We start from the raw sequence: 12,337 nt of genomic DNA, 5'->3' as shown, positions 1-12,337 counted from the left end.
TGCACCTCATGCCGAACCGCCCCTGCCTCGGAGTTCCACCACCCGATACGCACACCTTCCTGTCGATAGTGGGACAAAGTTAACAAAGAAGTCATTATTCTCAATACTTCAAAATGATCAGGTTTCCGAATTTTCCACCTCATGTGCTTTGTTAGTTTTTGTGGCAAGTAACGGCAACCCGAAATCCTCGGCGGGATGCCCCTCGCTCTGGCCACTGCCGGTCCGAAGAGGGCAGCATGACCGAGGCTGCATCGACACCTCGCCGAGGCTCCGACCCCCTCGGATACGAAAAACTCAATCAAGGCAGGAACACACGGAGGGAAGTCCATGACGTTCAAGAACATTTTCGACAACGGAGAAAGTGAAGCCAGGTCCGCCGAAGAGTCCGCCCGAAACGTATATGAAAAAATTCCCGGAGCTCGGCCCGAATGGGAAGGGGTCGACCCGGAGCTCTTCGACGGAATCCCTGAAGCCGAGCGCGATCCCAAGATCATACGTGAGACATCGCCTGAAGCACTCGACATCATGAACAGCTTCATCGCCCCCCTCTTCAAGAACACCCAGACAGCAGCCGCCAAGCAGCGCACGGCCAGCGAGAACCCCGAATCGACGTCCGGCATGGCATCTTCGGCCAAGGATGAGGCATTCAAAAAGGTCCAAGTGGAGATCGAGGAAGAAGACCGACCGGAGATCAGCGATGAGGAGCGGGAAGAATTGAGCAAAGAAAGCTACGGATCGGCCAAAAAGCGCGAGAAGGAGTGATGGCAGGGCGACCGACTGGAGCGATCCGATTCGGCGGTCTGGAAACTTCCCGTCCAGTCACGCCAGGTCGGATGCGGACCACCAGCCATCACTGACAGATCGTTGATTCCCACCACCCAAGGAGCTTGGCAGGTATGGGCGGCCCCACCAAGAACAACGTGAGTACAACTCATCTCGGCGAACGGTTCGTTCGTCATCCGCTGACCGGGCGGAACCTGAAGGAGCTCGACATCGCCGCCAAGGCCTCCGCTATCCTGGAGCGGGACAAGGACAAACTGAAAAGGAAGGCCGAGAAGAAAGCCGCGGATGGCACGGATCGATACGTCTCCCCCATCGGATTCTCCCTGAACAAAGTCCGGTTCGGTGCCTTCCCCGAGGGTGAGGACACAGCCCACCAGCGCGGGTGGCGCGCCTACATGACGGTGGGTGTGCCACTGGTCGAAGAACGAAGCGATATTGCACAGCCGCCTCCCGACGTGATCTCCAAGCAGACGTACGTCAATCGAACCGACCCCATCCCCACAGACTGGTCGCACACCGTAGAATTCTCGATTTCGAACACCATCAGCTGGTCGCTCCAGGGACAGGTGCAGCTCACCTTCGGGGCGAAAACCACCGCTTCGCTACAGCAGCAACTACAGAAGAGCATGGCGGCGAACCATTCTCAGAAGACCACCCTGAAGAACAGCAAGGACAATCAGGGCGTGGACTCGGAGTCCCAGTCACAGACGACGAGCACGACAACGGCCACGAGTACCGCCACGGGCACCGGGGAGCTGTCGGCGCAGCTGATGCTCGGGATCACCGCTTCTGTCAGTGGTTCGTTGACCACCTCGTTCAAGACATCGTCCACGCTGAGCGGGAAGGTCGGCAGCCGGGTGGACGTCCTGGCCACACAGCGACGCCAGGTGCGGAGGTTCGACTACGAGTTCCCCGTCTCCTTCGGCGGGTGGGTCGCCTTGTACTACCCCGAGCCCGTCGCGGTCAAGGAGACCCGTCCGAACGGCCCACAGGCCAGGGAACCGGAATACGCCGAGGTGATCGCATGGAAACTCGGCGAGACCGGCGCCCCCGCGGAGTCCTTCGACCTGACCGATGAAGGCAAGCCGTTCATGCAGAAGGGGGAGGCCGAGGTCGTTTCCACCCTCGCCGGGGTGCACGAGGTCTTCGAGCTTGAGGAACTCCATTTCGATGAGAAGTACCACCCGCTACACAAGGGCGGCGGCGAAGATCCGGAGAGTTCGAAGGAGGCTCCCGTCGAGCTCGCCACCGGATTGGGGACAGCCGACGGCCTCGCGCTGGACCCGGTGAGCCAGAAGGCGTACGTCACCGACCGATACAACGGCGGCAAGCTGTACAGGGTGGATCTCGTCAGCGGCGGCGTGGACTGGGTCCTGGAGAAGCTGGGACAGGTCAACGACGTGGCGCTGGACCTACCGGGTGGCAGGGCCTACGTCACCGACTACAGCGGAAGGCGCCTGTTCACGGTGGATCTGGCCGACCACTCCGCCTCTCCGGTCACGGTCGCCGAGGGCATGAGCGCGTACGGCGTCGCACTGGACCTGCCCGGCGGCAGGGCCTACGTCGCCGACGTCGAACAGGGGAAGCTGATCGAGTTCGACCTGAACAACGCGCCGGCGGAGAGGCGGCGCACCTGGGACGTGCCCAGGGCCGCCGGAGTAGCACTGGACGGGGGCAAGGCGTACGTCGGCCAGTACGACCGCGGCGGACTGTACGAGATCGACCTGACCGCGGACGGCGGCGCCCCGCGAGTCGTGGCCACCAATCTCGGGCAGAGCGTCCGCGTGGCGCTGGATGGCGCGGCCGACGCCTACGTCTCCGACTCGGGCGGGGGCAGGCTGCATGAGGTCGTCGTGGCCGGCGGCGAGGACAGGGGCCTGCGGCGTGTGGTGGCCGACAAGCTCGGCACGGTCGCCGGTGTCGGGCTGGACCGCGACAACGGCCGGATCTACGTCAGCAACCGGCAGGGCAAGCTGTTGCGGATCTCCGGTGTGCTGCCCGATACCTCGGAAGAGTCGTAGCGCAGGGCGTTCCCTCTCGGGTGGAAACCCTGAAGCCGTGGGCGGCCCGCCCACGGCTTCGTCGTCTTCGGTTGAGGGGTGAGGGAGGTCAGCCCTGCGCAGCCACACGCAGGAAGGTGCTCCACTCATCGGAGGGGAAGGAGAGGTAGCCCAGGTCGCGCTGGGTGGAGTCGCGGACCGCGAACCGGGTCGGCTCGTTCAGGAAGGGACCCGCCTCGACGCACTGACCGCCGCCGTTGACGCTGTAGCTACTGATGTGCCAGCCGACCTCGACGCACTGGCCGCCGCCGTTAGCGCTGTAGCTGCTGGTCCGCCAACCGACGACGGTCGACGTGTCCCGGTTCATTGATGGTTCCTCTCCAAGGCCGCGATGAACGCGGCCGAGTCCTCCGGAGTCAAACTCATGTCCCGCAACCGATCGTATACGTCGACCAGTTTGTCGACGTCGCCGCGTTCCAGGTAGATCCCGCCGCCTCGGCTCTCGATGTGTGCCACAGTGGAGAAAGGAGCACCCAGGTCGAGCAGGGTGAAGCCTCCCTCAGGACTGGGATGGGCCCCGATGTCGAACGGCAGTACGCGGATATTCACTGTGCCCGCTTCAGCCATCTCACGTAGATGGCGCAACTGCTTCAGCATGACCCCGCTTCCCCCGACCGGTCGGCGCAGCGCGGCCTCATCGAACAGCACCTCGTATCCCTGGATATTCTCGCCGTCCAGGATCTTCTGCCGGTCCATCCTCAGCCCGACCCAGCGCTCCACCTGTTCCGCTCCGACACCGCCATCCACCATGCTGATCAAGGCGTGGGCGTACGCACGGGTCTGCAACAGCCCTGGAACGACCAATGCAGTGAACATGCGGATCGTCTCCGCGCGGGATTCCAGCCAGACAAGGTCGATCGTCGAACCCCAGACGTCATCGCCCGAGTACTTGTCCCACCAACCGGTCTGCCAGACCTCGCCGCAGAGGTTGAGCATGGTCTCACGCTGGCTCTTGTCGTCCACCCCGTACAGGTCCATGAGTGCGAGCAGGTCGCCCCGCCGCACCGGAAACGTCCCCAGCTCGAACCGGCTCACCGAGGACAGGTCCTTCTGGAGGTACTCGGCCGCGTCCTTGAGCGTGAGGTTGTTCTGCTCACGCAGCTGCCTGAGCATCCGCCCCAGCCACTGGGCCCGCAGGGTGACGCGTCGTTCTCTCTTCGGCGGCATCTGACCCCTTCCAAAGTTTGATGCGAATTCGCATCAGCACTTGCAGAGAACCAGACTACATGCTTACCTAGCAATAGGTGAACGGTTCGTCACTGAAAGAAACGGACGTTTCTGGACACAAAAGACAGCCGCCCGGGGTGGGGTCATGAGCTTGGACCCTCTACATCCCACCTCGGGCGGCCTACAGGAAAGGAACGCCTATGCCAGTGGCAGGCATCCCCGAACTCCCACCCCCCATTCTCCCGCAGGCGTGGGACGAGGTCGACACCTCTGTGGACAACGAGCCCCCGGAAGTGCTCGCCCCGCACCAGTTCGAGCGCTACTGCGCGACGATCCGGAACCTCGTCGCCGCCTCCGGCCTGGACGTCGACGACTTCGGTTTCACCCCCGCCAAGTGCCTCGTCGTCCAGGACACCGACCTCGGCCTGCTCATGAAGCTCGAACTGCACCCCGACCGCACGGTGGACTGCGAGTTCACCCTGGAGGACGAACTCCTCGACCCCAGCCCCACCGTGGACATCGCCGCCCGCGTCGTCCGCCTCTTCCACCAGGGCCGCCGCCTCCGGAGGGCCCGCCTTGAAGAGGGCTGACCCCCGGACACAGATCGCGCCCCCCGTGCGGCTCAGGCCCCAGGGGAGAACCGACGCGCGGGGGCGCGATCGCCAACCGGATCAGGCGAAGCCGAACACCGGAGGGAACACCAGCACGACCAGTCCCGCCCAGGCCGCGTAGAACGGAAGGTAGGTGGTCTGCCACCGTTCGACCGCGGCGAACGGCCGCCTCCCCCGCACGAAGCCCGCCATCAGCCACGCCGACCACGCCAGGTGCACCAGCAGCACGAGGTTGAGCCCCAGCGCGGCGGTCTTGTTCGCGGTGAACCCGAACTCGGCGATCCGGGTCAGCATCGCCGTCAGCGCGACGGCGTCCACCGCGAGCGCCGCTCCGACCAGGGCGAGCTGGAGCCAGTCGAAGACGTTCGGCGGAGCCAGCGGGTCGCGGGCGGAGATCGAGTACAGCAGCAGGAACAGCACCAGCACCAGAACGGCGTCCATGAGGATGAGCAGTTCGCGGTCCACCGTGGTCAGCGGACCGTTCACCACGAGCGCGACCAGGTCCGCCAGCAGCATCAGCACCGCCAGCGGCGTGAACACCCGGGTCAGCACGGGCGCGATGTTCTCCACCACGCTCTTCTTGGCCTCCACCAGCCACGCGGCCACCAGGAGCGCACCGGGCACGCCGAACGGCAGCAGCCAGTCCTCGAAGAACGGTTCGAGGTCGACGTCGACCAGGGCGAGCACACCGAAGGTGAGTCCGACGAGAATCATCGACCCCAGCGTGATCAGCGCCAGGTACATCGCCAGCTCACCCACGAACCGCACGAAGTCCATGCGCCGGTCGTGGGACCGCCAGTTCCCGCCCGTGTGCAGAACGCCCACGAGCAGTCCCAGGACGACCGGAGCGTGCGTGATCGCGAGTACGGCGGTCATCCCGGGGGCCGGGTAGGGACCCGGGGTGGTCTCGAACGGGTAGAGGTTCACCGCCAGGGCGGGTACCGCCGCGACGACGGCCAGCGCCGCGCACACCCGCCAGGTGACGCCCCGTTTCCAGGCGAACCATCCCGCCAGGAACGGGAGCACCGTGAAGGCGAGGTTGCGGATCTGTGCGATCTCGTCGTCCACCGACGTGAACAGGAGCTTGACTGCCAATCCCGCGCCGACCGCGAAGGCGAGCAGCACACCGAGCTCGCGCCAGCGCGTGAGGCCACCCGCCCCGTCGTCGGCCTCTGGGACCAGGACCAGCTGCTTCCAGAGCCGGTGGGAGTGCTCGCGAGCGAACTCGCGCGACACCGCGTCCAGGTTGCCCATGCGCCTGACCGCGACGAGGAAGGCCTCCTCGTCGTCGAGGCCGTTCGCCCCCAGGTCGGCGATCTGTTCGCGCAGGTGGTCCTCCATCTCCTCGACGTCCGACGCGGAGATGGCCCGACGGCGGCGCACGAAGCCACGCCACTGGTCGATCTGCTCCTCCAGAACGTCACCGCGTGCGGCCTCGCTCATCAGGCGATCCCCCCTGCCGTGGCGGGACCGGGAAACGGGGGATGCGATGCTGCCTGCCACACCTGTCTGAGCGCGTCGGCGACGACGTCCCACTGCTTCTGCCGCTCGGCCAGCGCCTCCAACCCGGCCTCCGTGATCGCGTAGTGCTTGCGGCGGCGGCCCGCCTCGGACGTGCCCCAGGACGCCCGGACGTAACCGTTGCGCTCCAGGCGGTGCAGCAGGGGGTAGAGCATTCCGTCCGTCCACTGCATCCGTCCGTCGGAGAGTTCGTTGACGCGTTTGACGATGGCGTAGCCGTAGGACTCGCCCTCGGCCAGGATGCCCAGGACGAGCGGCGTGGCCGACGCCGCTACCAGGTCCTTGTCGATGTGCACGTGTACTTCCCATACCTAGTTCCGCTAGGGGTTGTTACCCTAGCAGACCTAGGCATAGAAGAACGAGGTATGAAGTTGGACCCCGACGAGGTTCCGACCGCACGACGGCGCGGAATCCGGCACCCGACACCGGGAACGCTTCGTCGGCGATCTCGGATCCCGTCGTCACAATTCGCTTACGCGGTAGGACAACGCGCACCAAACGACCGCGTACCGCGCACCCCCTACCGCTAGGTTAAGAACAGGATCTCGCGGTCGTGTGCGGCCCGGGAACCGAAGAGGCGGCCGGAAACCAATCCCCCCGGGTCCGGCCGTCTCGCCGTGTCCGGCACCCTGTTCCGCCGCCGGTTCCGCCCCTCAGGGAGTCATGGGAAGGCCCGGAAGGTCGTCGATGCTGGTGGAGTTGCGGGTGAGCCAGTAGTCGTCGAAGTATCCGGGGTCACGGCGTTCGTGGTAGCGGTCCAACAGGTCCCGGTCGCCGCGCACGTCCATCAGGGGCACGGAGAATCCGCAGGAGTCGGAGATGCGCCGGACGTCGACCACGATGATCGCGCGCTGCCCGAGGGTGCGTTCCTTGGCGAAGTGGGCGCGCAGCTCGTCGAACTCGGGGGCGTCGGTGAGGATGACCCGGCCGGTGCCGTGGAGGCGGACGATGTTCGGCGGCCCGTCGAAGGCGCAGAACATCAGTACGATCCGACCGTTCTCCCGCAGGTGGGCGATGGTCTCGACGCCGGATCCGGTGTAGTCGAGGTAGGCCACCCGGTGTTCACCGAGCACGGCGAACGTCCCGTCCATCCCCTTGGGGGAGACGTTGACGTGACCGTCTCCGGCGAGCGGCGCGGTGCCGACGAAGAACACCGGCTGTTCGAGGAGGAACCGCGCGAGTCGGTCGTCGATGGCGTCGTGGATCTTTCCCATGGCGGTGAGTCTGCCACTCAGGCCGGATCCGCCTCCGACCCGGGTCGCGCCCCCTCCCCCGGCGGCTCGGAACGGACGGGCTCGTAGCAGTCGTAGTTGCGCTGGGCGACGATCCTCCCGTCCCGGAAGTCGAGGAACGCCGCGACGTGGGCCCGCAACACGTGTCCCGCGGGCAGGCCACCGAGTGGCACGGCCAGCGTTCCGAACCAGGTGGCCTCCAGCGCGACCCGGTCACCCGAGGCGACCGCGCCGGTCACCTCGAAGTGCTGGTGGGCGAGCATCTCACCTCCCTGCTTCGACGCGGCGACGACCTCCGACAGGTCGCGGACGGTTCCGGTAGGGAAAAGGGTGTTGGGCAGTTGCGTGTGGACCAGGTCCGGGTGGAGGAACGAGGCGAGCTCCTCGGGCCCGGCGAAGCGGGACACCGCCTCGTGGTAGCGGACGGCCGTTCTGACATTGGGGTGGTCATCGAACTTCGACATATCGTCAACCATAGTTGCTCAACTATGGTTGTCAATAGACAATGGACTCATGGCAGAACCACTCGACCCGCACGACCTCGACACCGGCACGCTCGCCCTCTTCGTCGGATCCGCGGCGGCCTCCGCCGTCCAGGACGCGCTGGCCGCGCACGGATTCGCCGACCTGCGCGTGTCCCACGGCTACGTCTTCCAGCACCTCGTCGACGCCCAGCCCACCGTCGGGGAGCTGGCGGAGAAGCTCGGCATGACCAAACAGGGCGCCTCCAAGGCGATTGCCGAACTCCAGCAGCTCGGATACGCCGAACGCGTCCCGGATCCCGACGACGCCCGCATCCGTCGGGTCAGGCTGACCCGCCGCGGCCACGCGGCCGTCGACACCGCCCGCCGCGCCCGGGCGGACCTGGAGGAGCGGCTCCGGCAACGCCTCGGCTCCGCCTCCCTGGACACCGTCCGCACCCTGCTCGCCGATCTCCTCGACGAACTCGGCGGCACCGCCGCCGTCCGAAGGCGCGAGGTCAGGCCGCCCCGCTGACGAGGCCGGTCCTCGTGTGGGCCGGGACCGGCCCACACGAGGACCAACGTTCCGCGTTCTGTTCCGACCGGCTCCACCACCGGCTCCGAACCCGCCATCACCACGGTCACGCGGTTCGGGGGGCGACCCGAGCCCCTCCTCCGTGCCTTGTGGGTCCCGTCCGCACGGAAACCCCTTCACTACGGGCATTCCCAGCGATATACACGTCAGATGACCCCCGAACGAACCAGGCACGGTGAGGTATGAGCGCAGAGGGTACCGAAGTCGGCGGATACCGCCTGCTCAGGGAGATCGGCCGGGGCGGCTTCGGGTCCGTCCACCTCGCGGAGGCGCCCGGCGGCGGCCTGGCGGCCGTGAAACTCCTCCACGTGGATTCCGACGCCGATCCGCGTTTCGCCCGGATGTTCGCCGCGGAAGTGGACGCCGCACGCAGGATCAGCCCCTTCTGCCTGGCACAGGTCCTGGACGCCGACCCCCACGCCGACCAGCCCTGGATCGCCAGCGAGTACATCGAGGGCCGGACGCTCGCGGAGGAGATCAGAACCGACGGACCGCGCACCGGAGCCGACCTGCAACGCCTGGCCGTCTCCACCGCGACCGCGCTCACCGCGATCCACCGCGCCGGGATCGTGCACCGGGACCTCAAACCGGAGAACATCATGATGGCCCCCGACGGGCCGAGGGTGATCGACTTCGGGATCGCCCGGGCCTTCGAGGAGACGGCCCGGTTCACCGCCACGGCGAAGATCGGGACCCTGTACTACATGGCGCCCGAGCGGCTCGACGACGCCCCGCACCTGACCCCCGCCATCGACGTCTTCGCCTGGGGCGCGGTCATCGTCTACGCGGCCAGCGGACGTCAGGCGTTCTCCGGCGACCGCCAGACCGCCGTCATCAAGCGGATCCTGATGGACGAGCCCGACTGCGCGGGAGTCCCCGACGAGCTGCGCGGCCTGGTGACCCGATGCCTGGCGAAGAACCCCGAGGACCGCCCGAGCGCGCATCAGTTACTCAACGCCCTGCTGGGGCCCACCGCCGACCACCTGGACGTCGACACGGCGATCACCCGGGGAAGCACCGCGGTCACCCGGGATCTCGCACAGGAGGAGGCGACGCTTCCCCGGACTCTCCCGTACACGCGACAGGTCCGGATGCAGGGCACGCAACCACCACCGCCGCCCGCCCCGGAGGAGCCCGAGGCCGAAGGGGCAGAAGGGGCCGAGCGGAAGCGGAGGGCGAAACGACCCTCCGACTCGAAATCTCCGCCGTACCGATTCGCCGGTCGGCTCCACCACGGCGTGGGCGAGCTCGCCGAAGCCATGCGGGCCGACCAGGACGCCGCGGCCGCGGTGTTCGGCGACGCCGACGAGCGGGCGGCCCTCGCCGACTGGATCATCGAGGACCTCGAGGACACCCTGGTCGACCGAAGCCTGCTCCGGAAACCGCCCAAGGACCCCGCATCGGCGGTCCTCTCGTTCGTCTCCCAAGCGCGCCCCGACCTGCCTCCGGAGTACAGGGGGCTCGACATGCGCCTGTCCGCGCTGCGGGAGGGGGCGCGGCGGACACCCGACCCCCTGGACGGCACCCCCGACATCCTCCAGGTTCCGGGGGAGGTCCTGGACGTCATGGCCGCGCACGACTGCCAGGACCCCGACCACGGATGCCCGGCGGGGGGCGGCTGCGCCGAGTACCGGCGCCTCCTCGACGACGCCCGGGCCGCGATGGACTCCTATACCGCCGCGCGCGCTCCCTACCTGCGGTGGGCTGGGAAGAACGGGCTCAAGAACGTCGGGAAGTCCGGCTTCAAGGCGCAGAAAGAGGCGTTCGTCCACGCGCTCCTCACCGTCGACGAGTGGCGGGGGCTGGTGGACGAGGACCGCGCGTCCCTGGACGAGGAGTGGCGGGCCGCGCTGCCGCCCCTACCCCCGGCCGACACCCCGCAAGCGGAGCGGGTGGCTCAGGGCCTCCTGGTCCGCGTCCTGTGCCGGGGCATCCGGAACCTGACCGCCGGACATGAGGAACGCAGCTCCAGGAGGAAGCGGTTGACCGCCTACGTGGAGGCGCAGGTGAAGGCCAACCGGACGATGGCGGAGAATGACAGCTGGGGCTGGGGCCTCATCGTCGCCGCGATAACCTTCGCCATCGTGGGTTGGGCCGGAGTCTCCTCTCACGAGGCACCCCGGATCGGTCCGGGCCTGCTCGCGGCCTTCGTCGTCTACGGTTCGATCGTGACATGGGTGGAGTCCGCCGCGAGGTCCAGGGCGAGGCAGATCCTCAGTCGGGTCGAGGTCCCCTATCCCTGGATCAGCGACCCCCAGGAGAGAACGCAGCGCGCGAAAACGGACGTCAGCTCGCTGTTCAAGGAGATCCGTCGGCTGGAACGTGCCCGTGAGGAACTGGCGAACCTCTCCCGGAACACGTGAGTCCCGCCCGGAGGCCCCTCCCCCCACGACGCACACGGCCGCCCGCTCCACACGGGGACGGGCGGCCGTCGTTGACTCAGGTGGCGGCGGGTCAGCAGCCCGGCAGGCGCTCGAACAGGTAGGTCTCCACCTGGTCCAGGGACACCCGCTCCTGCGACATGGTGTCGCGCTCGCGCACGGTCACCGCGTTGTCGTCCAGGGTGTCGAAGTCCACCGTGACGCAGAACGGGGTGCCGATCTCGTCCTGGCGGCGGTAGCGGCGGCCGATCGCGCCCGCGTCGTCGAACTCCACGTTCCAGCGCTTGCGCAGGGCGGCGGCCAGGTCACGCGCCTTCGGCGACAGGTCGGCGTTGCGCGACAGCGGCAGCACCGCGGCCTTGACCGGGGCCAGGCGCGGGTCCAGCCTCATCACGGCGCGCTTCTCCATCTTGCCCTTGGCGTTGGGCGCCTCGTCGACGTTGTAGGCGTCCAGCATGAAGGTCAGCACCGCCCGGTCGACACCGGCCGCGGGCTCGATGACGTACGGGATGTACCGCTCGTTGTTCTCCTGGTCGAAGTACGACAGGTCCACACCCGAGTGCTCGGAGTGCGTCTTGAGGTCGTAGTCGGTCCGGTTGGCGATACCCTCCAGCTCACCCCACTCGCTGCCCTGGAAGTTGAAGCGGTACTCCACGTCCACGGTGCGCTTGGAGTAGTGGGACAGCTTCTCCTGCGGGTGCTCGTACAGCCGCAGGTTGTCCTTGGCGATGCCCAGGTCGACGTACCACTGGAAGCGGGTGTCGATCCAGTACTGGTGCCACTCCTCGTCACTGCCCGGCTTGCAGAAGAACTCCATCTCCATCTGCTCGAACTCGCGGGTCCGGAAGATGAAGTTGCCCGGGGTGATCTCGTTGCGGAACGACTTGCCGATCTGGCCGATGCCGAACGGAACCTTGCGCCGCGCGCTCTGCTCGACGTTCTTGTAGTTGACGAAGATGCCCTGCGCGGTCTCCGGGCGCAGGTAGGCCAGGCCCTTGTCGTCCTGCACCGGCCCCAGGTGGGTGCGCAGCAGGCCGTTGAACATGCGCGGCTCGGTGAAGGAGGCCTTCGCGCCGCAGTTCGGGCAGGCGAGCGAGGCCAGCCCGTCCTCGGGCTCACGGCCGTGCTTCTCCTCGTAGGCCTCGATGAGGTGGTCGGCGCGGAAGCGCTTGTGGCAGGACTGGCACTCGGTGAGCGGGTCGACGAAGGCCTTCACGTGGCCGGAGGCCTCCCAGACCTCACGGGCCAGGATGACGCTGGAGTCGAGGCCGACGATGTCGTCCCGCTCCTGCACCATCGAACGCCACCACTGGCGCTTGACGTTGGCCTTCAGCTCCACACCCAGGGGGCCGTAGTCCCAGGCGGCGCGCAGACCTCCGTAGATCTCGCTGGAGGGGTAGACCAGACCTCGCCGCTTGGCGAGGTTGACCAGTGCGTCCATTGCCTCTGACTTGGCGGCCATGGGTGACTCTCCATCCGGCTGGCGGTCGGTGGATCGCGGTGCGCGATACATCGGTACTGATCGT

12 protein-coding genes are annotated in these 12,337 nt (G+C 67.1%); 5 read left to right on the top strand and 7 right to left on the bottom strand.

From position 1 onward, the window contains the following. Positions 1 to 327 precede the first annotated feature (327 nt). Positions 328 to 762 (top strand): hypothetical protein, encoded by a 435-nt coding sequence (locus DVR05_RS07080; protein WP_116245020.1) that lies wholly within the window; start codon positions 328 to 330, stop codon positions 760 to 762. 134 nt (positions 763 to 896) lie between these two features. Then, positions 897 to 2,804, top strand: coding sequence for an SMP-30/gluconolactonase/LRE family protein (locus tag DVR05_RS07075; protein ID WP_116245019.1), 1,908 nt, complete (start codon positions 897 to 899; stop codon positions 2,802 to 2,804). Positions 2,805 to 2,892: 88 nt separating this feature from the next. On the opposite strand, the gene DVR05_RS07070 is transcribed toward DVR05_RS07075, so the two are convergent. Together DVR05_RS07070 and DVR05_RS07065 are read right to left on the bottom strand one after the other, a co-directional pair. Continuing rightward, complete coding sequence (locus DVR05_RS07070) at positions 2,893 to 3,150, bottom strand: DUF397 domain-containing protein (RefSeq protein WP_116245018.1); 258 nt, start codon at positions 3,148 to 3,150, stop codon at positions 2,893 to 2,895. Then, positions 3,147 to 4,010, bottom strand: coding sequence for a helix-turn-helix transcriptional regulator (locus DVR05_RS07065; RefSeq protein WP_116245017.1), 864 nt, complete (start codon positions 4,008 to 4,010; stop codon positions 3,147 to 3,149). Before DVR05_RS07065 ends, DVR05_RS07070 begins: the two co-directional genes overlap by 4 nt. Before the next feature lie 200 nt (positions 4,011 to 4,210). On the opposite strand from DVR05_RS07065, the gene DVR05_RS07060 reads away from it, so the two are divergent. Further along, positions 4,211 to 4,600, top strand: coding sequence for a hypothetical protein (locus tag DVR05_RS07060; protein WP_157982399.1), 390 nt, complete (start codon positions 4,211 to 4,213; stop codon positions 4,598 to 4,600). A gap of 81 nt (positions 4,601 to 4,681) precedes the next feature. On the opposite strand, the gene DVR05_RS07055 is transcribed toward DVR05_RS07060, so the two are convergent. The 4 genes from DVR05_RS07055 to DVR05_RS07040 form a co-directional block, all read right to left on the bottom strand. After that, the gene (locus DVR05_RS07055) at positions 4,682 to 6,064 is read right to left on the bottom strand and encodes a permease prefix domain 1-containing protein (protein ID WP_116245015.1); all 1,383 of its coding nucleotides are present in this window, start codon (positions 6,062 to 6,064) and stop codon (positions 4,682 to 4,684) included. Beyond that, on the bottom strand, positions 6,064 to 6,438 hold the full coding sequence (locus DVR05_RS07050) for a PadR family transcriptional regulator (RefSeq protein WP_116245014.1): 375 nt from the start codon (positions 6,436 to 6,438) through the stop codon (positions 6,064 to 6,066). The genes DVR05_RS07055 and DVR05_RS07050 overlap by 1 nt, the downstream gene beginning before the upstream one ends. Positions 6,439 to 6,795: 357 nt before the next feature. Beyond that, positions 6,796 to 7,356: a pyridoxamine 5'-phosphate oxidase family protein gene (locus DVR05_RS07045; RefSeq protein ID WP_116245013.1), complete on the bottom strand. Its 561-nt coding sequence runs from the start codon at positions 7,354 to 7,356 to the stop codon at positions 6,796 to 6,798. A gap of 17 nt (positions 7,357 to 7,373) precedes the next feature. Continuing rightward, positions 7,374 to 7,838 carry a nuclear transport factor 2 family protein gene (locus DVR05_RS07040; RefSeq protein ID WP_232832022.1) on the bottom strand — a complete coding sequence of 155 codons (465 nt, stop codon included), beginning with the start codon at positions 7,836 to 7,838 and terminating at the stop codon, positions 7,374 to 7,376. 49 nt (positions 7,839 to 7,887) lie between these two features. Here DVR05_RS07040 and DVR05_RS07035 point away from each other — a divergent pair, with 49 nt between their 5' ends. Next, the gene (locus tag DVR05_RS07035; RefSeq protein ID WP_116245011.1) at positions 7,888 to 8,370 is read left to right on the top strand and encodes a MarR family winged helix-turn-helix transcriptional regulator; all 483 of its coding nucleotides are present in this window, start codon (positions 7,888 to 7,890) and stop codon (positions 8,368 to 8,370) included. Between the two features lie 242 nt (positions 8,371 to 8,612). Continuing rightward, positions 8,613 to 10,793 carry a serine/threonine-protein kinase gene (locus DVR05_RS07030; protein WP_116245010.1) on the top strand — a complete coding sequence of 727 codons (2,181 nt, stop codon included), beginning with the start codon at positions 8,613 to 8,615 and terminating at the stop codon, positions 10,791 to 10,793. A gap of 91 nt (positions 10,794 to 10,884) precedes the next feature. On the opposite strand, the gene DVR05_RS07025 is transcribed toward DVR05_RS07030, so the two are convergent. Next, a complete protein-coding gene (locus tag DVR05_RS07025) occupies positions 10,885 to 12,273 on the bottom strand; it encodes a glycine--tRNA ligase (protein WP_198659076.1) in 1,389 nt (462 codons plus the stop codon). Positions 12,274 to 12,337: the final 64 nt, after the last annotated feature.

The organism is Nocardiopsis sp. FIRDI 009 (assembly GCF_003386285.1).
Lineage (GTDB): Bacteria > Actinomycetota > Actinomycetes > Streptosporangiales > Streptosporangiaceae > Nocardiopsis.
Note: the sequence above shows the minus strand (reverse complement) of the source record. Positions and strands in the feature narration are given on the sequence as shown.